Source organism: Patulibacter sp., from assembly GCF_030655195.1.
Taxonomy (GTDB): Bacteria; Actinomycetota; Thermoleophilia; order Solirubrobacterales; family Solirubrobacteraceae; genus Patulibacter.
Map to the genome: position 1 here is coordinate 1 of NZ_JAURWA010000062.1, position 23,504 is coordinate 23,504.

Below are 23,504 nucleotides of genomic sequence, written 5' to 3' on the forward strand. Positions count from 1 at the left end.
CTGCGCCGCGGGCTCCGGGCGCCGGTGGTCACCCTGCCCGCCGCGGCGGGGCGTCGCCTCGGTCCGGACGACGTCGCCCAGCTCACGGAGCGGCTCGGTCAGGCGCTCCGGCGCACCGCGACCCCCGGGCGGTCGTCGTGAGCGTCCGCCCGCTCGTGGACCGGCTCGACGGTGCGCGCGTGGTGGTCTGCGCCGGTCCCGGGGGCGTCGGCAAGACGACCACCGCGGCGGCGCTCGGCCTGGCCCTGGCCGGCCGGGGCCGGCGGGTCGCCGTCGTGACCATCGACCCCGCGCGCCGTCTGGCCGACGCGCTCGGCCTCGGCACCCTGGCCAACGATCCCGAGCGCGTGGACCCGGGACGCATGGCGGCCCTGGGCGTGGCGCCCCCGGGCGAGCTGTGGGCCTGCATGCTCGATCCGCAGCGCACCTTCGACGGCCTGATCGACGAGCTCAGCCCGGACCCGGAGACCCGCGAGCGCGTGCTGACCAACCCGCTCTACCGGCAGATCTCCGGTGCCGCGGGCGGAAGCCACGAGTTCACGGCGGTCGCCCGCCTGCACGACCTCGTCGCGGACCCCCGCTTCGACGTCGTCGTCCTCGACACGCCGCCGTCGCGCAACGCGCTGGACTTCCTCGACGCCCCCGACCGGATCGCGGGCTTCCTCGAGGGCCGGGCCGTCCAGGCCCTCCTGGGGCAGGGGCGGACGGGCTTCGCCGCCCGGCTCGCCCGGCGCGGCACCGGACTGGCGCTGTCGGCGCTGCAGCGCCTCACGGGCGTCGACGTCGTACGGGACCTGGCCACGTTCTTCGAGGCGCTGGGCCCGCTGACCGACGGCTTCTCGGCGCGGGCGGTCGCGGTGCGGGCGATCCTGCGCGACGAGGGCACGCGGTTCGTCGTCGTCAGCGGTCCGGGACCGATCCCGGCGGCGGAGGCCGTGTTCTTCCGCGAGCACCTGCGCGAGGTGGGCATGCCCTTCACGGGCCTCGTCGTCAACCGGGTCGAGACGGTGCCGCCGGGCTCCGCCGACCGCGACGGCACCGCGGTGCGCGCAGAGCTGCAGGGCGTCCTCGGCGAGGCGCTCGCGTCGAAGGTCGGCCGCACGTGGGACGAGCACCGCGAGCGGGCCGCCCGGGACGCCGTCGCGGTGGCGGGGCTGGCGCGCGTCGTCGGCGACCCGCGTCCCGCGATCGTCGCGGCCCTGGACGGCGAGGTCTTCGACCTGCCGGCCCTGGCCGCGGTGCGGGACCTCCTCGTCGCCTCCGGACGCTGAGGCCGCCGGAGCGGCGGCGCCGCGGCAGGGTCGGCCCCGCAGGGGCGAAGCGCGGCCGGCCCCGGCGGCGCCCGCCCGGCCCCCGTTCAGCCGGCCTCGCTCACCGGCCACGGGCCGGTCGAGTCGTCGTCGTCCTCGTCGGCCGGCTCGCGCAGCTGCGGCTCGTCCCAGGTGACGTCGAGCCACAGCTCCTGCGGCTGCGCCGCGCGCCGTGACGCGCGGATCTCGCCCGTCGGGTCCAGCGGGCGCAGGGCGTCCGGCCAGTCGCCGCCCCCGGGCCGGAACTCGGGGACCACGGACTCCAGGTCGTCGTCGCCCGCGCCGGCCGACGCGTGACCGGCGGGTCGGTGCACGGCGGGACCGTCCGGGTCCCCGGCCCCGCGCACGGCGCGGTCCGCGGCGGCGTCGGAGCGGATGATCCCCGCGTCGCGCAGGTCGCGGACCCCCGGGTGGTGCCGACCCGTGCGCGCCTCGGCGTCGATGGCGTCGTCGACGGTCCCGACGGCCGGCTCGAGACCGTCGAGGAACGCGTCGTCCCCCGCCCCGGCGTCCGTGACGTACTCGCGGTCGTCCGCGAACCGCGGGGGGCCGTCGGGCCCGTCCTCGGTCTCGAACTCGTCGTCCTCGTCGAAGCGGTGGTCGTCGGCCAGCTCGTAGCCGTCGACCGTCGGGACGGGATCGCCGCCGACGGACCGACCGGCGCGGCGCTCCGACGGCCAGCCGGCCGGGGCGGGCCGGGCGTCGTCGGCGACGCCGTCGAGGATCTCCTCGGCCAGCTCGACGAGGTCGCCGCGCAGGTGGCCGACGACGCAGTCGCGCAGCACCGCGCGCAGGCAGTCGGCGAGCTCGTCGACGCGCTCGGGCAGATCGCGGTCGACCCGGCGGCTGCCCGCGATCACCTCCTGCTCCTGCAACGCGAGCCGGGCCAGGCGGCGGGCCAGGCGCGTCCGCTCGTCGCCGACGGCGCAGAGCGCGGCGAGCCGGCCGGCCAGACGACCCGAGCGCGGGCCCTCCGGCTCGAGCAGGGCGCGGGCGGCCAGCAGCAGGTCGGTGAGGGTCTCCTCCGGCCGGTCGCGGTCCAGGGCCAGCGTCCAGCGGCGCAGGGCCCAGGCGACCTCGCCGGTCTGCGGCAGGCGCCGCGCCACGAGGTCCACGAACGTGCGCAGGTCCGGCACGTCGTCGGCGTCGAGCACGACGACGCCGCGGGCGGCGAACGTCCCCCCGACGGCCATCGCCCGCCACGGCGCGCCCGACGGCCGCAGCCAGACCAGCGGACCGGCGGACGGCGTCGCCCCCGCGACGTGCAGCCGCAGCGCGGTGATCAGGCGCCGGGCGGCCTCGCGGGCCCGGCGGGGCGTCTCGGGCGACCCGGGCCGGGCGGACCAGCGCAGGGTGGCCACGGCGTCGGCGGGCCGACCGTCGGGTCCGCTGAGCGCCGCGTCGGGCACCTCGCCCCGCAGCGCCTCCGGACGCTGCAGCGCCACGCCCCGGGTGATCGCGACGGTCGGCATCGCCGGGTCGACCCCGACGAGCGGGATCACCACGACGGTCTCCGTCGCGTCGGCGGTGAGCACGGACTCCAGCTCGGCGAACGCCCGCTCGAAGTGCTCCTCGTGGAGCTGGAAGTCGGGGGCGTCCTCGAACAGCCGCTCGAGGAACTGCCGGACCGCCAGCGCGGCCCGCTCGTGCGGATCGGCCGGCGGGCGATCGACGCCGCGGGCCTGCAGGTACGCCTCGACCCCCCACGCCGCGACCATCGTGTGCTGCGCCTCGGCCACCGCGGGCAGCGACGCGATCGCCGCCGCGTGGCGCTCGACGTAGAGGCCCACCAGCGGCCGGTACGAGTAGAGGGTCGGGCCGGGGGCCCCGGACCGGGCGCGGCGCGCGTGCTCGAGCAGCTCGAACGGCACCTCGTCGCCGTCCCGGACGAGCTCGGCGAGCTCTCGGGCGGCGTGGAGACCGGCGGCGCGGAGCGCCGCGTGCAGCTGGGGGTGACGCATGGTGGGCCGTTCTCCACGGTCCCGCCGGCTCCTCGCGGCTGCACGCGACCGTGCAGCGGCTCCCCCGGGCGGCCGGGTGCCGGGGTGCTCCCGGGCTACGATGGACGGGATGAGCACCACCGACTCGGGAACCGCCTGGCGCCGACGCGCCGAGGATCGCCTGACGGACGCCGGCTACCGCCGCGGCGGTGCCCGCACGGCCCTGCTCGACCTGCTCGACGAGCAGCGCTGCGCCCGCACGGTCCTCGAGATCGAGGACGAGCTGCGCGGCAGCGGCCGGGCGATCGGCCGCGCCAGCATCTACCGGGTGCTCGACGAGCTCGAGCAGCTGCACCTCGTCCAGCGGATCGAGGTCGGTCAGGGCATCGCCCGCTACGAGCGCCTGGCCCCGGACCACCATCACCACCACCTCGTCTGCCGCGAGTGCGGCGCCGTGGTGCCGTTCACGGACGACGGGCTCGAGGAGGCGATCCACCGCCTCAGCGCGGGCGCCGGCTTCGAGGTCACCGGGCACGACGTCGTGCTCCACGGCTCCTGCGCGGCGTGCCGGGCCGCCGCCGCGACGCCCGCCTGACAGGCCGACCGCCCCCGGGCCGTGCGGCCGCCGCGGTTCCCTAGGACTTCGAGCGCACGCCGCGGGTGGACGAGCGGAACGTCTTCCCGCCGACCTTCGACTCGATGTAGACCGCGTGCAGCGCGGAGCGCCGGACCGGCACCTCACCCACGAACCGGCCGTTCTTCACCTTGGCCGTGCGTCGTGCGGCGGTGATGTACCGCCCGCCCTGCTTGCGGCGCAGGACGATCGTGACCTCGGAGACGCCGCGGGCCGTCCCGCGCACCGTCAGGTCGCGCCCCGTCCGCGGGTACTTCGTCGGCTGGCTGATGCCCAGCCCCGGGTCGAGGACGGGGGTGACCGCCGAGGAGGTCGCGCCCCCGCTCGTGGCCCGCACCGGGCTGGCGGCGCGCAGCGGAAAGCCGGCGGTCCAGTTGCCGTCGGCGGTCGTGGTGACCTGGGTCATCGGGACCCAGGAGCCACCGGGGCTCTTCTTCTCCACGACGACGGTCGCACCGCCGACGCCGCTGCCGCCGTTCGTCAGCCGCCCCGTCACGGTGGTGTCCTGGCCGTACCCCACGGCCGAGCCTGCCGCGACGATCGTGAGTGCGGCGACCGGGCCCGCGGCGACGTCGCCGACGCTGGAGCGCAGCGCCGGCAGCTGACCGTAGAGGCTCGTGCCGGGGCAGTCCGTGGAGCAGCCGTCGCGGTGGCCGCTGATGCGGTTCAGGCGCACCGCGGTGCCGCGCGAGTAGCGGTTGCCCGATCCGCCCGAGGAGACGAGGGCGACGGTCCCGGCGGTCGGCGCACCGTGGAGCGGCAGCTTCCAGCGGATGATCGAGGCGACGGCCGCCAGCGCGGCGGGCGGCGCGGCGGTGCCCTCGAACGTGCCGATGATCGCGATGCCCGTCGACACGCTGTTCCAGCCGATCGCCTGGGCACCGATGACGGCCTGGTCGATGCCGCCGGCACGGCCCTCGAAGATCTGGCCGAAGCGGTCGACGAGGAAGTTGTAGCCGATGTCGTTCCAGCCGTTGGAACGCACGTGGTAGTCGAAGATCGCCCGCACGATGCCGGCGCTCTCGGAGGCGCCGTAGTCGTTGCCGTTGACGGTGTGGTGGACGAACGCCATCTGCACCGAGCCGATGCCGGGGCTCCCCTTGGGGCTGAGGCCCGACGCCCACGCGGACCGCGGGATGATCGTCGGCACGCCGGCCCGGGTCGACGCCCTGCCGCCCGTCGCACGGGTGCTCGCGCGGCCGGCGGCGAGGATGCCGCCCGCGTCGGCCGCCCGCGTGCTGGCCCGTCCTGCGTCGCGCTTGTCGGAGGGTGCGACGGCGACGAGGTCCAGCCGCACGTCGGTGGCCGGACGCCGGCTCGAGCGCAGCTCGACCTCGTCGACGTCACCGAACCACAGGGGCTCGGACATTGCGGCGCGTCGGCCGTCGGGGGCGTGGCCGTCGTGGTCGCTCATCGCCTGCCAGCCGCTCCAGCGGCCGCCGCGTGGCCGGGCACGGACCTCGAGCCCGATGCCGGCGATCGTCCGGACGGGCGCGCCGAGCAGGTCGAACCGGTGCGGCGCGCGGAGCGGGCCGGTCGTCCGACCGGGGCCGAGGGCGCTCCGGCGGACCACCATCCGGCGCGATCCGGAGGCCGCGAGCGCGGAGGAGGCGGGCCCGGTCGCCCCCAGCGTCGCGGCGGCTCCGAGCACCGCCCCGGCACGCACGACGGTGCGGCGGGTCAGCACGGGGAGGCGGGGCGCGAGGTCGGGGGACGACGTGGCGTCGCTGGGACGGTCCTGCGAGAACGACATCGAGGGTCCAAAACCGGGGGAACCCGAAGAGTTCCGGTCCGCGGCCGAAGTCGCGACGGTTGCAAGTCCGCGCCCGGGAGCGCGGGGCTCAGGCGGGCAGCGCGACCGACTCGGGGTCCGCGGTCTGCGCGCACTCCTCGTCGGCACCGAGCCAGAGGGAGCCGTACGCGCGCATGCCCTCGATGATCGGCAGCAGGGCCAGGCCCTTCTCCGTCAGCGCGTACTCGACGCGGGGCGGGACCTCGGAGTAGGTCCGCCTCGCGACGATCCCCTCCTCCTCGAGGCCGCGCAGGCGCAGGGAGAGCGTGCGCGGGCTGATGCCGGTGAGGGAGCGCTCGAGCTCGCAGAAGCGGGTGTTGCCCTCGGCGAGGTCGCGGACGAGCAGCAGCGTCCACTTGCCGCAGACGATGTCCGCGGTGCGGCACACCGGGCAGGTGGGATCGACGGCCATGCCCACACTTTACCGAATGAAGCGACGGGCCCGGCAGCGGCGACCCGGCGCCCGGGTCTCCCACGTCGCCGGCACCCCGGCGAGGGTCGGCCCGACGAGGCCGACGCCGCCCCGCCCCGCGCCGCTCAGACGACCGGCAGCGCGGCCGGCGCGAGGGGCGATCCCCCGGCGGCGACGTTGCCGCGGCGCGCCTGGTCCGCGACGTCCGCCATCGAGGTGCCCGACCGGCCGTCGGCCCGCAGCAGCAGGTCGAGGTCGTGCGGGCGGGCGGCGGCGCGCATGGCGTCCTCGCGGGAGACGACGCCGTCCAGGACGAACCGGCAGAGGGCCTGGTCGAAGGTCTGCATCCCGTAGTGGGCACCCTCCGCGATCACGGCGTTCAGCTCGCCGGTGCGGCCGGCGTCGCGCAGGATGTCCTTGACCAGGCCGGTCGCCCGGAGGATCTCGCAGACCGCCATCCGGCCCTTGCCCTCGGCGAGCGGCACGAGCCGCTGCGAGACGACGCCCTGCAGCGTCGTGGCGAGCATCTCGCGGATCTGGGTGTGCTGGTGGGGCGGGAAGAAGCCGACGAGGCGACCGACGGCCTCCGCGGCGTCGATCGTGTGGACGGTCGAGAGCACGAGGTGGCCGGTCTCGGCGGCGGAGAGCGCGGCGCGGACGGTCTCCTCGTCGCGCAGCTCGCCGATCAGGATGACGTCCGGGTCTTGGCGCAGGACCCGCCGGAGCGCCTGGCCGAAGGACCGGGTGTCGCTGCCGACCTCGCGCTGGTTGATGACGGCGACGCGGTCCTGGTGGAGCATCTCGATCGGGTCCTCGATCGTGACGACGTGGCACGGCTTGGCGCGGTTGATCCGGTCGATCATGCCCGCGAGGGTCGTCGACTTGCCCGAGCCGGTGATGCCGGTGACGAGCACGAGGCCGCGCTCCTCGTCGGCGAGCTCGGCGATCGCCCGCGGCAGGCCCAGGTCGTCGAGCGACGTCGGGGCGTCCGGGACGACGCGGCACACGATGGAGACGAGCCCGCGCTGCCGGAACGCGTTGACGCGCAGACGCGCGACGCCCTCCTCGTGGTGGGCGAGGTCGAGCTCGTTGTCCTCCGCGAAGGTGCGGGCCGCCTCCTCGGTCCTCAGCATGAGCCGGAGGACGGCCTCGGTGTCCTCCGGGGTGTTGGCCGGGAGCCCGGGCAGGATGGGGCGCAGCACGCCGTCGAACCGCCCGAGGGGCGGCCGGCCCACCTTCAGGTGCAGGTCGGACCCACCACCCGCGACGAGGGCGGTGAGGCAGGCACGGAGGTCGACGGGCATGACCGTGCAGTCGACCGCCCGGGCCTCCCCCGCCAGCGGCCGACGTCCGTGATGGACGATCGACCCACACCGGAACGACGAAGGGCGCCTGGCGGCGCCCTCGGAACCCGGCCGACGGCGCAGGTGATGCTGAGGTGGGCGGGGGCCAAGCAGGTCGTGGCGTCGAAGCGAGAGCTGTACGCCAGTACTGCCGAGCGAAGGACGGCGCGAGATGCGCCGGCCCCCGTCTGCCTCAGCGCGCCTGCCTAGGCGACGTCGCGGAGCTTCTGGGCCTCCGCGAGGGACTGCAGCTTCTTCAGCGACTGGTTCTCGATCTGGCGGATCCGCTCACGCGTGACGTTGAAGCGGTGACCCACCTCGTCGAGGGTGCACGGCTTCTCGCCGCCGAGCCCGTAGCGCAGCTCGAGGACACGGCGCTCGCGGTAGCTCAGGTTCTCCAGCGCCTCGCGGAGGTGCTCCTTCGTGAGGATCTCCGCCGCGCGCTCGTACGGGGACTCGGCGCGCTCGTCGGCGATGAACTGGCCGAACTCGGACTCCTCCTCGTCACCGACCGGCTTCTCGAGCGAGACCGGGGCCTGGGCGGAGCGCTTGATCGACTCGACCTCCTCGGGGTCGATGCCGGTGACTTCGGCGATCTCCTCCGGGGTGGGCTCGCGACCGAGCTCCGTGACGAGCTTGCGCTCGGCGCGGCCGATCTTGTTCAGCTTCTCGACGACGTGGACCGGGATGCGGATCGTCCGGGCCTTGTCGGCCAGGGCGCGGGCGATCGCCTGACGGATCCACCACGTGGCGTACGTGGAGAACTTGAAGCCCTTGCGGTAGTCGAACTTCTCCGCCGCGCGGACGAGACCCAGGGTGCCCTCCTGGATCAGGTCGAGGAACGGCAGGCCCTGGTTGCGGTAGTTCTTCGCGATCGAGACGACGAGGCGGAGGTTGGACTCCACCATCTTCTGCTTCGCGTCGAGGTCGCCGCGCTCGATGCGCTTGGCGAGGTCGACCTCCTCGGCGGCGGTCAGCAGCCGGACCTTGCCGATGTCCTTGAGGAACAGCTGGAGGCTGTCCGTCGTCATGTCGGGGCGGAGGTCCAGCGGCGTGGCGACGCGCTTCTTGCGCGTGCGCTTCTCCGGCGCCCGCTCGACCTGGTCGGCCTGGGCCGGATCGATCTCATCGACGAGCTCGATCTCGATCTTCTCGAGGTAGGTGTTGAGCTCCTCGACGTCGGAGTCGTCGAAGTCGAGCTCAGCGATCGCCTTCTTCACCTCGGCGTGCGTGAGCACGCCGAGCGTCTGGCCACGGTGGACCAGCGTCTTGACCTCTTCGAGTTCCTGGAGTTCGACTGCAGACATATATGAGGCGTCCCATCGGAGCCCCGCCGTGGCCACGGCGGGACAGAAAATGCATAAGAGAAGAGGAGTGCGTCGGCCGTATCGAGTGATAGGCGCAAGCGGCCCAGGCTACCGACAGCGTCCTGAGACTCTACCACGCCCGGTGCACCGCTCTCCCGCGTTCGGCGCGGGGAGGGCGACGGGCGAGGCGTCGTCTCCCATCACTACACCCGCCGCACGCAAAAGGTGCACGCCGATGGCCGAATTCGTCATCGAGGGCCGTTCGTGTGCGGTATCGCACGCGTCGAGGCGTCCGAGCGACGCATGCGCCACCATCCACGCACGATGGCCGACGCGGACGAGTCCCAGGACCAGGCACCGAGCGAGGGCGTCCTGGGCAACCTCCCGGCGACGCGTCCCGGTCGGCGCAGCACGCGACGGGCGGGGTCCGGCGACGACGGCGGAGGCCCCGAGGGCGACTCGACGGGGTCGTCGACCCGCAGGGCGGGCGGCGGCGCCGCGAGGACGAAGCCCGTGAGCAGGGCCAAGGCCGCGACGGGGACGAAGCCGGCCGCCGAGTCCACGTCCGCCGCGAAGGCGAAGGCCGCGGCCAAGCCGAAGGCCGTGGCCAAGCCGAAGGCCGTGGCCAAGACCAAGCCCGCCGCCAAGACCAAGCCCGCGGCCAGAGCCACGTCCGCCGCCAAGGCGAAGCCCGGCGCCAAGGCCACCTCCGCCGCAGGGGCAGAGCCGGCGGCCAAGTCCAAGACCGCCGCCAAGGCGAAGCCCGCGGCGCGTCCTTCGCGCGGGACCCCCCGGACGCCCGCCCCCGCGGACGCCGCCCCGCCCCGGGCCGAGGCGCCGACGCCCCGTTCCGGATGGGCGACGCCCGTTCCGGAGACCGAGGAGCAGGGCCACGGCCTGAGCGTCGGGGGCCTCGTGGGAGGCGCCGCGAAGCAGGGCGACAAGGTCGTGCGCGGCGTCCTGAAGCGCCTCGGCCGGCGCTGAGCCGGCCTCCCGGACCGACCGCCGGCGCCGCCGGCCCGCCGCCCTCCGACCCCGCCCGGGGCCCGTGGCGACGCCGGGGACGTCTGCCATACTTCGCGACGCCGAGCGCGGGACGACCTGTTCGACCCGCGGCGGGGGACCCACTGCGAGCAGCCTGAAGAGGCCGCTCGTCGGGGCGAATCGGACCGTCTTCTGGTCCGTAGCGCACTCGTTCAGCGCGAGCCCGACAGCTCACCCCGTAGGCACGGAACGAGAACCAACTGGATGACGTGATCGCACCCTTCTCCGTGCGGCGCACGGCCCTCGCCGGCCTGCTGACGCTGCTCGTACTCCCCACCACCGCCCTGGCCGCGGACGCCCCCACGGGCGGCCTCGACGCCTCGACGACCCCGGCGGCCGGCACCCCGGCCGCCCCGGCGACCGCGCCGGTCCCGGCCGTCCCGACCCGGGCGTCCGCCCAGCTCGCGGGCGCGGGCACCTGGAGCGCCGTGCCCTCCGCCGGCACCGGCTCGCCCCTGCGGGTCACCGGCAGCTTCGTGAAGAGCCTCGCGGACCGCCGCGTCCGCGTCGAGCGTCGTACGCCCTCCGGTCGCTGGCAGCAGGCCACGACCGCCCGCGTGCGGTCGACCGGCCGGTTCGCGGCGGTCTGGAGGACGCGGTCCACCCGGGTGCACGAGCTCCGCGTGGTGCTCGTCCCCGTCCCCGCGCGCTCCGGCGACACCGCCAGCTCCCGGTCGACCGCCGACGTCCCGTCCGTCCGCATCGCCGTCCTCGGCCGGGCGAAGGCCACGTGGTACGGGCCCGGCTTCTACGGCCGGACGACGGCGTGCGGCGTCACGCTGCAGAAGGACACCGTCGGCGTCGCCCACCGCACCCTCCCCTGCGGGACGCAGGTCGAGATCCGGCGCGGCGGCAGGAGCGTCGTGGTCCCCGTCATCGATCGCGGACCGTTCGCCAACGGCGCCACCTTCGACCTGACGAAGGCCGCCGCGGACGGGATCGGCGTCGACGGGGTGAACCCGGTCTCGTTCGTCCAGCGCGACGACCTCCCCCGCGTCGCCACCCCGTCCTCCGCCCGCTGAGGGCGCCGGGCGTGCCCTCGCGCGCCTCAGGTCCATAAGCTGCCCGGCACCGCGGTCCGGGCCCGCCCGGCCGTCATCGTCGCCGCCTCCGCGCCGGCACCCACCTCAGACGACCGAGAGCGCATGACCACCACGCCCGACCGCACCCTCGCCATGGAGCTCGTCCGCACGACGGAGGCGGCCGCGCTGGCGGCCTCCCGTCTTGCCGGCCGCGGCGACAAGATCGCCGCCGACCAGGCGGCCGTCGACGGCATGCGCCACGTCCTGGAGTCCGTCGCCATGGACGGCGTCGTCGTCATCGGCGAGGGCGAGAAGGACGAGGCGCCGATGCTCTACAACGGCGAGTCCGTGGGCAACGGCGAGGGCCCGCAGGTCGACATCGCCGTCGACCCCCTCGAGGGCACGACGCTGACCGCCAAGGGGCAGCCCAACGCGCTGGCCGTCATCGCGATCGCCCCGCGCGGCTCGATGTTCGACCCGGGTCCGTGCGTCTACATGGAGAAGCTCGCCGGCGACCGCGACATCGCCGACCTGCTCGACCTCGACCGCCCCGTCGTCGAGACGATCGGCCTCGTCGCCGAGCGGCGCAAGAAGGACGTCTCCGAGGTCCTCACCGTCGTCCTGGACCGCCCCCGCCACCAGGAGCAGATCGAGGCGATCCGCGCCGCCGGCGGCAAGGTCCGCCTGATCTCGGACGGCGACGTCGCCGGCTCGCTGCTGGCCGTCATGGACGAGTCCGCGGTCGACCTGCTCTGGGGCATCGGCGGCACGCCGGAGGGCGTCATCTCCGCCGCCGCGATCAAGTGCCTGGGCGGCGCGCTCGTCGGCCGGCTGTACCCGCGCAACGCCGCGGAGCGCCAGGCGGCCGTGGCCGGCGGCTACGACCTGGACCAGCAGCTCACGCAGGACACGCTGGTCAACGCGGACCAGTGCATGTTCTCGGCCACCGGCGTCACGGACGGCGAGCTCCTGCAGGGCGTCCGACGCACCCCGCGCGGTGGCGCCACCACCGAGTCGGTCGTCATGCGCGCCGGCTCGGACACCGTCCGCCGCGTGCACGCCACGCACCGCCGCCTCAAGCTCGCCGACATGCCGGGCTACGGCATCTCGTGACCGGGTGACCGGAGCCGCGGCGCAGTGGGGAGCGGTCCGGCCCCGCGTCGCTCCGGGCGGGGCCCGGCCCCCTCTCGGGTGACCGGAGCCGCGCCGCGGTGGGTCGCGGCCGGGCGCCGTCGCTAGCCGCCGAGGCCGCGCGGGGTGCCGCGCGGCCCGGGCTCGCGGGACTCGCGCACCCCGCCCCGCGGGATCCGCTCAGGGGCGGGCACCTCGTCCTCGTCGGCGGCCGCGTCGACGGCCGCCGCGAAGCGCCCGATCTTCGACGGCGCCAGGTCCGCCCGGGCGAGCGAGCGGATGAAGCCGTAGGCCAGGAGCACGTGGTACCGCGACTGCGTGTGCTTGTAGACGAGGTACGCCAGGCCCGAGTTCATCGTCGGGTAGAAGCCCGACACCTCGAGCTCGACGTACGTGCGGCTCAACGGCTGCTCGTCCGTGCCGACGCCGTCGCGCCGGTGGACCTCGATCTCGAGGTAGCCGCGGCCGCGGCCCTTGCGCGAGATCAGCAGGCCGCGGTCGATCGGCCAGCGGACGACGCCGTGGGTCTCGCCGAACTCGTACTCCGGCTCGGAGAAGCCCAGGAGCGGCAGATGGCGGCTGAGGAAGCACACGTAGCGACCGCGGTCGTCGTAGTAGACCCGCACCAGGCCGAGCGAGAAGCGCTCCATGTAGAGCCAGTAGGACCGCGCGAGCCGCTCGAGGTGCTGCGTGGACCAGATCCCGTCCAGGCGCTCGGTGGGCGTCGTGATCGACGCCGTCTGGATCGAGTAGACCGCTCCGGTCTGCACGTCGAGGCCCGTGTGGTCGACGAGCCGGCCCACGGCGATCCCCTCGCGCCGCTCGGCGGCGTGCAGGCGCGCGCGGGTCACTTTGATCGCCACGTAGGTGGTGACCACCATCACGATCGCGATCAGGGGGACGAACGGCATCGTCCTGCAGTCAACCAGTCGGGGACCGGGAGGAGGTCGCACGGTGCTCCGGGGGGAGCACCGGCCGGGCCTCAGGCCCCGGCGATGGCTTCGGCGACGGCGACGTCGAAGCCGAGCGGCCGGTCGTTGACGCCCTCGGGCGGCGGCGTCGAGACGATCATCTCCGCGCGCAGGCCCTCGACGAGCGGGCGCACCAGCGGGTACTCGACCCCGCCGAACAGGCTCACCCAGAGCGACGACAGGCGCGGGGTCATGAACGGCACCGGCACCATCGGCGGCCGGCGGCGCTGCAGGGCGTCGGCGGTCCGCAGCATCATCTCGCGGTAGGTCAGGACCTCGGCGCCGCCGAGCTCGACCTCGTCCGGCACGCCGTCGACCTCGCCGAGCGCGCGCAGGGCGGACGTCGCGTCGCGCGCGGCGATCGGCTGGCTCCGGGTGCCGACCCACTCGGGGCAGATCATCACCGGCAGGCGGCTGACGAGGTGCCGGAGGATCACGAACGACTGGCTGTCGGACGCGATCACCATCGCGGCGCGCGCGTGCACGGGCTCCGGCACGTGGGCGGCGAGGATCTTGGCGACCTCGGCCCGGCTCTGCAGGTGGTGGGACTCCTCGGCGTTCTTGCCGCCGAGGCCCCCGAGGTAGATGACCCGCCGCACGCCGGCCCTCTCGGCCGCCTCGCCGAACTGCCGCGCGCCGCGGCGGTCCAGGTCGGCGAAGTCGCCCTTGTTGCCCCGGCCCATCGCGTGGATGAGGTAGTAGGCGACGTCGACCCCCTCGAGGGCCGCGTCCAGGCCGGTGCCGGCGAAGACGTCGCCCTTGACCACCCCGACGCCCGCAGGCAGGTCCGCGCCGTCGGGGTTGCGGACCAGCGCGCGCACCGCGGGGGCGCGCGGCTCACGCGCGAGCAGCGCCGGCAGCAGCCGGCCGCCGATGGCACCGGTCGCGCCGGTCAGGAGGATCCGCTCGGGCACCGTGCTCTGCACCATCACCGCAGACTACGTGCGCGTCCGTCCAATGGTTGCTGCCCGGGAACTTCACCTGCGGACAGCGAGGCTGCCGTGGGGATGTGCGAACCTCGCCGGGATGGATCGCACGGCCCGGACAGCGGGAGTCGACGTCGGCGGGACCAAGGTCGCGGTCGGCCTGCTCGACGGCACAACCCTCACCCCACGAGGACTCGAACCCACCGAGGTCCACGACCCGGAGGCGCTGCTCGCGCAGATCAGCCGTCTGGTCGGTGAGCTCGGCCCGGTCGAGGCCGTCGGGATCGGCGTCCCGTCGGTCGTGCGGATCTCCGACGGCCGGGTCGTCTCGAGCGCCAACATCGACGCGTTCCGCGACGTCGCGCTGCGGGACGAGCTCGCCTCGCGGCTGGGCGTCCCGGTGCACGTCGACAACGACGCCAACCTCGCGGCCCTGTCGGAGGCGTGGGGCGACGACCTCGAGCTCCTCCACGAGTCCCTCGTGTGCGTCACCGTCGGCACCGGCATCGGCGGCGGAGCGGTGCTCGGCGGCCACCCGCTGCACGGGGCACGGACGTCGGCCTTCGAGCTGGGGCACCTGACCGTCGGCGCCGACCTCACCGACGGCGCGCCCCCGGCCGGCGACGCACCGCTGCCGAGCTCCCTGGAGCACTGGGCCAGCGGACGTGCGCTGGACCGGCTGGCCCGCGAGCGCGGCTTCGACGGCGGCCCCGCCCTGACCGACGCCGCGCAGTCCGGCGATGCGCGCGCCGTCGACGCCCTGCGGATCCTCGGCGAGCGCCTCGGCGTCGGCATCGCCGCCGTCGTCACGCTGCTGGAGCCCGAGGTCGTCGTCGTGGGCGGCGGCGTCTCCCGCGCCGGCGAGCTCCTCGTCGGGCCCGCACGCGAGGCCGCCCGCCGCCTGCTGCTGCCCGGCCTGGGCGCCGACACCGAGATCCGCGTCGCGCACCACGGGCCCCAGGCGGGCCTGCGCGGCGCCGCCCTGCTCGCCCGACTCGAGGAGTCCCCCACCGATGCCTGACACCGACCACTCCCCCGCCCCCGCGCTCCGGACGCACCTCACCGCCGAGCAGGAGTCGGCGGTCACCGCCGAGATCGAGCGCGCCGCCGCGGAGCGCGTGCCCGAGCGCCTGTGGGACCGCGACGACACCCTCTGGGGTCCCGCCGGGCAGGCCGAGGTCGCCGACCGCCTCGGCTGGCTCGACGCGCCGACCACGGGGCTCCAGCAGCAGGCGACCCTCGAGGCGCTCGCGGCCGAGGTCGCGGCCGAGGGGTACACGGACGTCGTGCTCGTCGGCATGGGCGGCTCGTCGCTGGCCCCCGAGGTCGTCTGGCACTGGTCCGGCCCGAGCACCGGCGGGCTGCGCCTGCGCATGCTCGACTCGACCGACCCCGACGCGATCGCCACCGTCGACGCGGCGACCGAGCCCGGGCGCACGCTCGTGCTCGTCTCGACGAAGTCCGGCGGCACCGTCGAGACGGTCTCGCTGTTCCGGCACTTCTGGTCGCGCAACCCCGACGGCCGTGCGTTCGTCGCGGTGACCGACCCCGGGTCGGGTCTCGAGGCGATGGCGAAGGCGCACGACTTCCGGGCGATCTTCCACGGCGACCCCGAGATCGGCGGCCGCTACAGCGCCCTCTCGCCGTTCGGCACCGTCCCCGCCGCACTGACCGGCGCGGACCTCGGAGCGCTGCTGCAGGGCGGCGTCCGGGCGCTCGACGCCTCGAAGGCGCCGGTGCCCGAGAACGTCGCGGTCCGGCTCGGCGCCGCGATCGCCGCGCTGGCGAAGGGCGGGAGGGACAAGCTCGCGCTGCAGGTGCAGGACGAGCGCCTGGGCTCGTTCGGCCTGTGGCTCGAGCAGCTGATCGCGGAGTCCACGGGCAAGGGCGGCCACGGCGTGCTCCCCGTCGTCGACGACCCGGCCACGGAGGACGGCGGGCTGCCGACGGTCGCCTCCGACCGCCAGCTGCTCGTGCTGCGCGGCCCCGGCGACGACCCGGTCGTCGACGCGGCGGTCGCGGAGTCGACGGGGGCCGGCGTGCCGGTGCTCGAGCTCGTCGTCACCGGTCCCGAGGCCCTCGGCGCCGCCTTCTCGATCCTCGAGGTCGCCACCGCCACGGTCGGCTGGTCCCTGGGCATCAACCCGTTCGACCAGCCCGACGTCCAGGCCGCGAAGGACGCCACGAAGGCCGTGCTCGCCGAGGTCGCCGACGGCACGCCGATCCCGGGCGCGGACGAGGTGAGCGTCGACGCGGTGCTGTCGTTCGTCAATGGGCTCGCGGCGCCGGACTACCTCGCGATCCTCGCCTACCTGCCGCCGAGCTCCGACGCCGGCGTCGAGGTCGGCCGCCTGCGCAGCGCGCTGGCCGCCCGCACCGACGCGGCGGTCACCACCGGCTTCGGCCCGCGGTACCTGCATTCCACGGGGCAGCTGCACAAGGGCGGGCCCGCGGTCGGGCACTACCTGCTGCTCGAGCACGACCCGCGCGCGGAGCGCTCCATCCCCGCCCCGGCGTCGGACGACGAGCCGTCCAACCCGACGACGTCGTTCCGCACCCTCTTCCACGCCCAGTCGCAGGGCGACCTGCGCACCCTGGGTGCCCACGACCGGCCCGTCCTGCGGGTCAGCCTGGGCAGCGACTGGCGCGAGAGCCTGGCCGCCCTGACCACCGCCATCAAGGGGGACTCCTGATGCAGATCGCTTTCGTCGGACTCGGCAAGATGGGCGGCAACATGGTCCGTCGCCTGCGCCGCGACGACCACGACGTCGTCGCCTACGACCGCGACCAGGACCTCACGGCCGCCCTGGCCGAGGAGACCGGCGCCCGCGCCGTGGGCTCGCTCGAGGACCTCGTCGCCGCGCTGGACGGCCCGCGCCACGTGTGGGTCATGGTGCCCCACGGCGTGCCGACGATCTCGACCGTCCACGACCTCGGCGAGCTGCTCTCGAAGGGCGACGTGATCGTCGACGGCGGCAACAGCCGCTGGAGCGACGACGCCGCCCGCAGCTCCGAGCTGGCCGAGAAGGGCATCCACTACCTCGACGTCGGCACCTCCGGCGGCGTCTGGGGCCTCGAGGTCGGCTACTGCATGATGGTCGGCGGCCCGTCGGAGGCCGTCGAGACCCTCTCCCCCGTCCTCGACTCCCTGGCCCCCGTGACGTCCGAGGGGTCCCGCCACGTCATCGGCGAGCGCGGCTGGGAGCACGTCGGCGGCTCCGGCTCGGGCCACTACGTGAAGATGGTCCACAACGGCATCGAGTACGGGATGATGCAGGCGTTCGCGGAGGGCTTCGCGCTCCTGCACAAGAACAACCCCGAGCTCGACCTCGCCCGCGTCGCGCACCTCTGGGAGCAGGGCTCCGTCGTCCGCTCGTGGCTCAACGAGCTCGCGGCCCGCGCCTTCGAGCAGGAGGGCACCGGCCTCGACGCCCTCCAGCCCTGGGTCGACGACTCGGGCGAGGGCCGGTGGACGATCGAGGCCGCGCTCGAGGAGAGCGTCCCGCTCCCGGTCATCACCTCGTCGCTCTACGCCCGCTTCGCCTCGCGCACCGAGGACGACTACGGGTCCAAGGTGCTCGCGGCGCTGCGCAACCAGTTCGGCGGCCACGCCGTCAAGCGCAACGACTGACGCCCTCCGGCCCGCACGACCCGCCGATGATCCACGACGTCCAGCACGACGAGAACCCGCTCGGGGCGGGCCTCGACCAGCTGCCCCCGCCGTCGTCGGTGCTCGTCATCTTCGGCGGCACGGGCAACCTCTCCAAGCGCAAGCTGCTCCCGGCGCTCTACAACCTCGCCCACGACGGGGCGCTGCCCGAGCGCTTCGGTCTGGTCGGCGTGGCGATGGACGACCTCGACGACGAGGGCTACCGCACGCTCGTGGGCGAGGCGATCCAGAAGTACTCGCGGCGGCCGTGCGATCCGCTCGTGCTGGAGACGTTCCTCAGCACGATCTCGTTCGTCTCCGGCGGCTTCGAGGAGGAGGACGCCTACCAGGCCCTGGAGCCCCGGCTGGCCGCGCTGGACGACCGCGCCGGCCAGGCCCTCAACCGGGTCTTCTACCTGTCCACCGCGCCGCGCTTCTTCGGCACGATCATCGAGCAGCTCGGGGCGCACGGCCTGTCGGACCGCTCCGGTGCCGACACCCGGGTGATCATCGAGAAGCCGTTCGGCACGACGAAGCAGGAGGCGCTGGCGCTGAACGCCCGCGTCCTGAACGTCCTGCGCGAGGAGCAGGTCTACCGGATCGACCACTACCTCGGGAAGGAGACGGTCCAGAACCTCCTGGCGCTGCGCTTCGCCAACGGGCTGTTCGAGCCGATCTGGAACCGCAACCACATCCAGTCCGTGCAGATCACCGCCGGGGAGTCCGTCGGGCTCGAGGGCCGCGCGGGCTACTACGACACGTCCGGCGCGCTGCGCGACCTCGTCCAGAACCATCTGCTCCAGCTGCTCTGCAACCTGGCGATGGAGCCCCCGACGACGTTCACGGCGGACGACATCCGCACGGAGAAGGTCAAGGTCCTGCGGGCGATCACCCCGATCGACCCCGACCGGATCGAGGAGGTCGCGGTCCGCGGGCGCTACGGGCCCGGGACCGTCGGCGGCGAGGACGTGCTCGGCTACCTGGAGGAGCCCGACGTCCCGGAGACGTCGACGACCGAGACGTTCGTCGCGCTGCGGCTCGAGGTCGACACCTGGCGCTGGGCCGGCGTGCCGTTCTACATCCGCACCGGCAAGCGGATCTCGCGCAAGCTCACCGAGATCGCGGTGACCCTGCGCCCCGTGCCGCACAACGCGTTCGACGGCACGACCGTCGAGCCCAACCAGATCGTCTTCTCGATCCAGCCCGACGAGCACGTGTCGATCAAGCTGGCCGCCAAGGTCCCCGGCTCGGGCATGAACCTGCGGCCGGTGACGATGGACTTCTCGTACGGCACCGCGTTCCTGTCCGCCTCGCCCGAGGCCTACGAGCGGCTCGTCACCGACGCGCTGCGCGGCGACGCGACGCTCTTCACCCGCGCGGACGAGGTCGAGGCGCAGTGGGCGGTCATGGACCCGATCCTCACCGCCTGGACCCGGTCGTCCGCCTCGCCGGACGACTACCCGGCCGGCACGTCGGGCCCGAAGTCCGCCCGGCGGATCCTGCTGCCGGGCGACCGCTGGCGGGCGATCTGAGCATGACCCTCCCCCCGGCCGACGCCCTCGGCCCTCCCGCCCCGCGCACGCACGGCACCGCCGTCGAGCACACGGTCTGGCAGCAGGACGACGTCGACCCCGGTGCGGTCGAGCAGGCGATGATCGCCCTCGAGCGCGAGCGCTCCCAGCGCCGCCGCGGCGTGCTGCCGGCGCGCGCCCTGAACCTCGTGGTGGTCGTCGACGCCGACTACACCGGCGAGATCGTCCGGCGGCTGGACGCCGTGGGCCGCAACGCGCCCTCGCGCACCGTGCTCGTGCGCGTCCACGGCCACCGTCGCGGGCTGTCCGCGCGCGTCACGCTGTCGACGATCCACGAGGGCACCCCGGACGAGGCGTCGAGCGAGCTCGTCACCCTGGACGTCGCCCAGCGGCACCTGACGCGTCTGGACTCCATCGTCGACCCGATCGTCCTCACCGACGTGCCGACGCTGCTGTGGGCGCCGCACGGGCACGTGGACGCCCTCGAGTCGCTCGGGACCCTCGGGCAGACCGTCCTGCTGGACACCGCCGACGCCGCGGACTACACCGCCGGCCTCGACGCCGCCCAGGGCCTGATCGACGACCACGGGCTCTCGATCGTCGACCTCTCGTGGCTGCGTGCCACGCCGTGGCGCCTGCGCCTGGCCTCGCACTACGAGCCCCCGGCGCGCCGCGGCGAGCTGTGGTCGATCGCCGACGTCCAGATCCGCCACCAGCCCGGGTCGGAGACCGCCGCCTGGCTCTTCCTCGGCTGGCTCGCCGACCGGCTGGGCTGGACCCCGGAGCACGGACGCACGCGCGATGCGTCGGGGGCCGAGGTCGGTCTGCGGCTGAGCCCCGTCGACGTCGGCGTCCAGGGTCTCGCCGGGGCCACCGTCACCTCGCGCGCCGGCGCCGTCTTCTCGCTGGACCGCAACCGCGGCGGCCTGCGGGCCGGCCGCACCGACGTGTACGCCGCCGTCGGCGAGCACACCAGCACCGAACGTCATTGGACCGTCCTCGGCGCCTCCCGCGGGGAGGCGGGCGTGCTCGGACGCGCGCTCCGCCGTACCCTCGTGCCGGACGACGGCTACATCGGCGCCCTCGCCACAGCCCGGAGGCTGCTTTCGTGCACCTGAGTCCCGTCGACCGCCCGAACCCCAACCCGGCGTACCCGCCCATCGCGGACTACGCGTTCGTCTCCGACTGCGAGACGAACGCGCTGATCGCCCCGTCGGGCGGTGTCGAGTGGATGTGCCTGCCCCGGCACGACAGCCCGTCGGTGTTCGGAGCGATCCTCGACCGCGACGCCGGGCAGTTCCGGGTCGGCCCGGTCGGGCAGACGGTCCCCGCCGGCCGGCGCTACCTGCCGGGCACGATGATCCTCGAGACCACCTGGGGCACCCGCACCGGCTGGGTCGTCGTCCGCGACGCGCTGCTCGTCGGCCCCTGGCACCACGAGGCCGAGCGCTCCGAGAGCCACCGCCGCTCGCCCACCGACGACGACGCCGACCACGTCTTCCTGCGGACGATCCGCTGCGTCAACGGCTACGTCGAGATGTACATGGAGTGCGAGCCGGTCTTCGACTACGGCCAGCGCCACGGCCGCTGGGAGTACGGCTCCGAGGGCTACGGCATCGGCCGGATCAAGGATCCGGGCGGCACCACCGAGCTGACGCTGACCACGGACCTGCGTCTGGGCTTCGAGGCCCAGCGCGCGCGTGCGCGCACCACCGTCCGCGCCGGCGACACGCACTTCATCGCGCTCTCGTGGTCCAACCACGGCGCCCCGCAGACGTTCGAGGACGCCCACGCCCGCCTGAACTACACGGCCGACTTCTGGCACGAGTGGCTCAGCCACGGCGAGTTCCCCGACCACCCGTGGCGCCCGCACCTGCAGCGCTCGGCGATCACGCTGAAGGGCCTGACGTTCGCGCCGACCGGCGCCATGCTCGCGGCGGCCACGACGTCGCTGCCGGAGACGCCGCAGGGCGAGCGCAACTGGGACTACCGCTACTCCTGGATCCGCGACTCCACGTTCATGCTCTGGGGCCTCTACACCCTGGGCTTCGACGAGGAGGCCAACGACTTCTTCTACTTCATCCAGGACGTCGCCCGGGGCGAGCAGCCGCTGCAGGTGATGTACGGCATCGGGGGCGAGCGGCAGCTCGACGAGTTCGAGCTCGACCACCTCGAGGGCTACGACGGCGCACGTCCGGTCCGCATCGGCAACGGCGCGTACCACCAGAACCAGCACGACGTCTGGGGGGCGATGCTGGACTCGATCTACCTCCACACGCGCTCCCGCGACCAGCTGCCCGAGTCGATCTGGCCGATCCTCAAGAAGCAGGTCGCCGAGGCGATCGCGCACTGGCGCGAGCCGGACGCCGGCATCTGGGAGGTCCGCGGCGGGCTGAAGCACTTCACCCAGTCCAAGGTCATGTGCTGGGTGGCACTGGACCGCGGCGCCCGCCTGGCCGAGCTGCGGGGCGAGCACGAGATCGCCGTCGGCTGGCAGGAGATCGCCGACGAGATCCACGCCGACATCTGCGAGAACGGCGTCGACGAGCGCGGCGTCTTCTGCCAGCACTACGACACCGACGCGCTGGACGCGTCGCTGCTGATGCTGCCGCTCGTCCGGTTCCTTCCCCCGGACGACCCGCGGATCCGCGCGACGGTCCTGGCGATCGCCGAGGAGCTGACGGAGGACGGGCTCGTCCTGCGCTACAAGGTCGACGAGACCGACGACGGCCTGTCGGGCGAGGAGGGCACGTTCACGATCTGCTCGTTCTGGCTCGTCTCGGCACTCGTCGAGATCGGCGAGATCGACCGCGGCCGCGAGCTGTGCGAGCGGCTCCTGAGCTTCGCGTCGGACCTGCAGCTCTACGCCGAGGAGCTCGACCCCAAGACTGGTCGTCACCTTGGCAACTTCCCCCAGGCGTTCACGCACCTGGCGCTGATCAACGCGGTGATGCACGTGATCCGCGCGAGCGACCCGACCGGCCCGTTCGGCCCGACGCCCCCGGAGGCACGCTGATGTCCGACCAGGTCCCGCAGGACACCCACCTCACCGCGCGCAACGGGTTCCGCGTCGTCCCGGTCGCCGACGCGGAGGCCGCCAAGGACGTCACCGCCCGGGCGCTGGCCGGCGCGATCACCGCCGCGCGGGCCGGCGGCGCGGAGCGCGTGCGCATCGCCCTGTCGGGCGGCGGCACGCCGGTGGGCGCCTACGAGCGCCTGGCCGGGATGGTCGACGACTGGCCGTCGATCGACGTCTTCCTCGCCGACGAGCGCTGCGTGCCCTACGAGGACGAGGACTCCAACGCCCGCCTCGTCGACGAGGCGCTGGGGACGGACCGCGGCCACGTCCTGCACCGCCTCTCCGAGGTCGGCTCGCCGGGAGATCGCGCCAAGGCCTACGCCCACGACATCGGCGACGCCCCGATGGACGTCGTCCTGCTCGGTCTCGGCGAGGACGGCCACACCGCGTCGCTGGAGCCCGGGCACCCCTCGCTCGAGGCCGAGGGCGTCACGGTCGCGGTCCTCGACATGAAGAAGCCGCCGCCGGAGCGCGTCTCGCTGACGATTCCGGCGCTGAAGGCCGCGGCCGTGGTGCTGCTGCTCGTCACGGGCGAGGGCAAGTCGGAGGCCCTGTCGCGCACCCTCGGGTCGCAGGGCATCGAGGCGCCCGCCAGCCTGCTGCGCTCGGAGACGATGACCGTCGTCGCCGACGAGGCCGCCCTGACCCGGCCGCGGGCCGACGAGGTCTTCGCGTCGTGAGCGGCGCCGGCCCGGGGACCCCGGGTCCGGCCGGGACCCCCGGCGTCCTCGCCGGGTCGCCCGAGGCCACGTCCGTCCGGCTGTGGCTCGTCCGCCACGGCGAGACGGAGTGGGCCCGCGACGGTCGGCACACCGGCCGCACGGACGTCCCCCTGACCGACCGCGGCCGCGAGCAGGCCGCCGCGCTGCGGGAGCGACTCGCCTCCGAGCGCTTCGTCGCGGTCCGCTGCTCGCCGCTCTCCCGCGCCCGCGAGACGCTCGAGATCGCAGTCCCCGGCACGCGGCCGACGCTGGACGACGACCTGATGGAGCGCGACTACGGCGTCGCGGAGGGCCGCACGACGGCCGAGCTGCGCGAGGAGCAGCCCGGCTGGACGTCGTGGACCGCGCAGACCCCGGGCGCGGAGACCATCGACGAGGTCGGCGTCCGCACCGACCGGGCGATCGCCCGCGCCGTCGCCGCTGGGCGGCACGCCGCGCCGGACGACGGGTGCTCCGCCCACGAGACGCCCGGCGGCGCGGTGCTCGTCGTCGCCCACGGCCACCTGCTCCGGGTCCTCGCGGCGCGGTGGCTCGAGCAGCCCGCGGGCTTCGGCGCGCAGCTCGTCCTGGGGACGGCGTCGCTGTCGATCCTGGGGTCGGAGCGGGGCCGCCCCGCCCTCGTGCGCTGGAACACCTGAGCGGCGGCACCCGGCCGACCGGTGCCCGGGTCGGCGCGCCGCAGGAGGGCCG

General features: G+C 74.6%; 20 protein-coding genes and 1 riboswitch. Of the genes, 13 read left to right on the forward strand and 7 right to left on the reverse strand.

Going from position 1 to position 23,504, the window contains the following annotated elements:
- The first annotated feature begins 137 nt into the window (after positions 1-137).
- Positions 138-1,271: an ArsA-related P-loop ATPase gene (locus tag Q7T67_RS06625; RefSeq protein WP_304787263.1), complete on the forward strand. Its 1,134-nt coding sequence runs from the start codon at positions 138-140 to the stop codon at positions 1,269-1,271.
- A gap of 86 nt (positions 1,272-1,357) precedes the next feature.
- Here the strand turns inward: Q7T67_RS06625 and Q7T67_RS06630 are convergent, their stop codons facing one another.
- Entirely contained in the window at positions 1,358-3,271 is a 1,914-nt protein-coding gene (locus Q7T67_RS06630) for a hypothetical protein (RefSeq protein ID WP_304787265.1), read from the reverse strand.
- Between the two features lie 109 nt (positions 3,272-3,380).
- On the opposite strand from Q7T67_RS06630, the gene Q7T67_RS06635 reads away from it, so the two are divergent.
- Positions 3,381-3,845 (forward strand): Fur family transcriptional regulator, encoded by a 465-nt coding sequence (locus Q7T67_RS06635; protein ID WP_304787267.1) that lies wholly within the window; start codon positions 3,381-3,383, stop codon positions 3,843-3,845.
- Positions 3,846-3,885: 40 nt separating this feature from the next.
- On the opposite strand, the gene Q7T67_RS06640 is transcribed toward Q7T67_RS06635, so the two are convergent.
- From Q7T67_RS06640 to Q7T67_RS06655, 4 genes are all read right to left on the reverse strand, one after another.
- Positions 3,886-5,637 (reverse strand): N-acetylmuramoyl-L-alanine amidase, encoded by a 1,752-nt coding sequence (locus Q7T67_RS06640; RefSeq protein WP_304787268.1) that lies wholly within the window; start codon positions 5,635-5,637, stop codon positions 3,886-3,888.
- A gap of 88 nt (positions 5,638-5,725) precedes the next feature.
- Positions 5,726-6,088: a helix-turn-helix domain-containing protein gene (locus Q7T67_RS06645; RefSeq protein ID WP_304787269.1), complete on the reverse strand. Its 363-nt coding sequence runs from the start codon at positions 6,086-6,088 to the stop codon at positions 5,726-5,728.
- Positions 6,089-6,213: 125 nt separating this feature from the next.
- Positions 6,214-7,392 (reverse strand): type IV pilus twitching motility protein PilT, encoded by a 1,179-nt coding sequence (locus Q7T67_RS06650; RefSeq protein ID WP_304787271.1) that lies wholly within the window; start codon positions 7,390-7,392, stop codon positions 6,214-6,216.
- 245 nt (positions 7,393-7,637) lie between these two features.
- Complete coding sequence (locus Q7T67_RS06655; protein ID WP_026911418.1) at positions 7,638-8,738, reverse strand: sigma-70 family RNA polymerase sigma factor; 1,101 nt, start codon at positions 8,736-8,738, stop codon at positions 7,638-7,640.
- 324 nt (positions 8,739-9,062) lie between these two features.
- Between Q7T67_RS06655 and Q7T67_RS06660 the strand changes: the two genes are divergently transcribed.
- The 3 genes from Q7T67_RS06660 (at position 9,063) to glpX (ending at position 11,917) form a co-directional block, all read left to right on the forward strand.
- Positions 9,063-9,722, forward strand: coding sequence for a hypothetical protein (locus Q7T67_RS06660; protein WP_304787275.1), 660 nt, complete (start codon positions 9,063-9,065; stop codon positions 9,720-9,722).
- Positions 9,723-9,811: 89 nt separating this feature from the next.
- Positions 9,812-9,981: riboswitch (cyclic di-AMP (ydaO/yuaA leader) on the forward strand.
- Positions 9,982-9,991: 10 nt separating this feature from the next.
- Positions 9,992-10,804 (forward strand): septal ring lytic transglycosylase RlpA family protein, encoded by an 813-nt coding sequence (locus Q7T67_RS06665; RefSeq protein WP_304787277.1) that lies wholly within the window; start codon positions 9,992-9,994, stop codon positions 10,802-10,804.
- Positions 10,805-10,927: 123 nt separating this feature from the next.
- Complete coding sequence (gene glpX, locus Q7T67_RS06670) at positions 10,928-11,917, forward strand: class II fructose-bisphosphatase (protein ID WP_304787279.1); 990 nt, start codon at positions 10,928-10,930, stop codon at positions 11,915-11,917.
- Between the two features lie 122 nt (positions 11,918-12,039).
- On the opposite strand, the gene Q7T67_RS06675 is transcribed toward glpX, so the two are convergent.
- Together Q7T67_RS06675 and Q7T67_RS06680 are read right to left on the reverse strand one after the other, a co-directional pair.
- The gene (locus Q7T67_RS06675) at positions 12,040-12,846 is read right to left on the reverse strand and encodes a hypothetical protein (protein WP_304787282.1); all 807 of its coding nucleotides are present in this window, start codon (positions 12,844-12,846) and stop codon (positions 12,040-12,042) included.
- A gap of 71 nt (positions 12,847-12,917) precedes the next feature.
- Positions 12,918-13,835, reverse strand: a complete 918-nt coding sequence (locus Q7T67_RS06680; protein ID WP_304787284.1) for an NAD(P)H-binding protein — start codon at positions 13,833-13,835, stop codon at positions 12,918-12,920.
- 97 nt (positions 13,836-13,932) lie between these two features.
- On the opposite strand from Q7T67_RS06680, the gene Q7T67_RS06685 reads away from it, so the two are divergent.
- The 8 genes from Q7T67_RS06685 to Q7T67_RS06720 are packed head-to-tail and all read left to right on the forward strand — an operon-like array spanning position 13,933 to position 23,452.
- Positions 13,933-14,853 (forward strand): ROK family protein, encoded by a 921-nt coding sequence (locus Q7T67_RS06685; RefSeq protein ID WP_304787288.1) that lies wholly within the window; start codon positions 13,933-13,935, stop codon positions 14,851-14,853.
- Entirely contained in the window at positions 14,846-16,525 is a 1,680-nt protein-coding gene (locus Q7T67_RS06690) for a hypothetical protein (RefSeq protein WP_304787290.1), read from the forward strand. The genes Q7T67_RS06685 and Q7T67_RS06690 overlap by 8 nt, the downstream gene beginning before the upstream one ends.
- Positions 16,525-17,463 carry a phosphogluconate dehydrogenase (NAD(+)-dependent, decarboxylating) gene (gnd, locus tag Q7T67_RS06695; protein ID WP_304787292.1) on the forward strand — a complete coding sequence of 313 codons (939 nt, stop codon included), beginning with the start codon at positions 16,525-16,527 and terminating at the stop codon, positions 17,461-17,463. Before Q7T67_RS06690 ends, gnd begins: the two co-directional genes overlap by 1 nt.
- A 26-nt stretch (positions 17,464-17,489) precedes the next feature.
- On the forward strand, positions 17,490-19,013 hold the full coding sequence (gene zwf, locus Q7T67_RS06700) for a glucose-6-phosphate dehydrogenase (RefSeq protein ID WP_304787294.1): 1,524 nt from the start codon (positions 17,490-17,492) through the stop codon (positions 19,011-19,013).
- Between the two features lie 2 nt (positions 19,014-19,015).
- Positions 19,016-20,131, forward strand: a complete 1,116-nt coding sequence (locus Q7T67_RS06705) for a glucose-6-phosphate dehydrogenase assembly protein OpcA (protein WP_304787296.1) — start codon at positions 19,016-19,018, stop codon at positions 20,129-20,131.
- On the forward strand, positions 20,122-22,029 hold the full coding sequence (locus Q7T67_RS06710; RefSeq protein WP_304787298.1) for a glycoside hydrolase family 15 protein: 1,908 nt from the start codon (positions 20,122-20,124) through the stop codon (positions 22,027-22,029). The genes Q7T67_RS06705 and Q7T67_RS06710 overlap by 10 nt, the downstream gene beginning before the upstream one ends.
- Complete coding sequence (pgl, locus tag Q7T67_RS06715; protein ID WP_304787300.1) at positions 22,029-22,772, forward strand: 6-phosphogluconolactonase; 744 nt, start codon at positions 22,029-22,031, stop codon at positions 22,770-22,772. The genes Q7T67_RS06710 and pgl overlap by 1 nt, the downstream gene beginning before the upstream one ends.
- The gene (locus tag Q7T67_RS06720) at positions 22,769-23,452 is read left to right on the forward strand and encodes a histidine phosphatase family protein (RefSeq protein WP_304787302.1); all 684 of its coding nucleotides are present in this window, start codon (positions 22,769-22,771) and stop codon (positions 23,450-23,452) included. The genes pgl and Q7T67_RS06720 overlap by 4 nt, the downstream gene beginning before the upstream one ends.
- Positions 23,453-23,504 lie beyond the last annotated feature (52 nt).

Coding starts and splice junctions, on each gene's coding strand:
- glpX (WP_304787279.1), top strand. CDS start 10,928: ATGACCACCACGCCCGACCGCACCCTCGCCATGGAGCTCGTCCGCACG.
- Q7T67_RS06660 (WP_304787275.1), top strand. CDS start 9,063: ATGGCCGACGCGGACGAGTCCCAGGACCAGGCACCGAGCGAGGGCGTC.
- Q7T67_RS06705 (WP_304787296.1), top strand. CDS start 19,016: ATGACCCTCCCCCCGGCCGACGCCCTCGGCCCTCCCGCCCCGCGCACG.
- zwf (WP_304787294.1), top strand. CDS start 17,490: ATGATCCACGACGTCCAGCACGACGAGAACCCGCTCGGGGCGGGCCTC.
- Q7T67_RS06650 (WP_304787271.1), bottom strand. CDS start 7,392: ATGCCCGTCGACCTCCGTGCCTGCCTCACCGCCCTCGTCGCGGGTGGT.
- Q7T67_RS06640 (WP_304787268.1), bottom strand. CDS start 5,637: ATGTCGTTCTCGCAGGACCGTCCCAGCGACGCCACGTCGTCCCCCGAC.
- Q7T67_RS06630 (WP_304787265.1), bottom strand. CDS start 3,271: ATGCGTCACCCCCAGCTGCACGCGGCGCTCCGCGCCGCCGGTCTCCAC.
- Q7T67_RS06690 (WP_304787290.1), top strand. CDS start 14,846: ATGCCTGACACCGACCACTCCCCCGCCCCCGCGCTCCGGACGCACCTC.
- pgl (WP_304787300.1), top strand. CDS start 22,029: ATGTCCGACCAGGTCCCGCAGGACACCCACCTCACCGCGCGCAACGGG.
- Q7T67_RS06645 (WP_304787269.1), bottom strand. CDS start 6,088: ATGGCCGTCGATCCCACCTGCCCGGTGTGCCGCACCGCGGACATCGTC.
- Q7T67_RS06635 (WP_304787267.1), top strand. CDS start 3,381: ATGAGCACCACCGACTCGGGAACCGCCTGGCGCCGACGCGCCGAGGAT.
- Q7T67_RS06680 (WP_304787284.1), bottom strand. CDS start 13,835: ATGGTGCAGAGCACGGTGCCCGAGCGGATCCTCCTGACCGGCGCGACC.
- Q7T67_RS06685 (WP_304787288.1), top strand. CDS start 13,933: ATGGATCGCACGGCCCGGACAGCGGGAGTCGACGTCGGCGGGACCAAG.
- gnd (WP_304787292.1), top strand. CDS start 16,525: ATGCAGATCGCTTTCGTCGGACTCGGCAAGATGGGCGGCAACATGGTC.
- Q7T67_RS06655 (WP_026911418.1), bottom strand. CDS start 8,738: ATGTCTGCAGTCGAACTCCAGGAACTCGAAGAGGTCAAGACGCTGGTC.
- Q7T67_RS06675 (WP_304787282.1), bottom strand. CDS start 12,846: ATGCCGTTCGTCCCCCTGATCGCGATCGTGATGGTGGTCACCACCTAC.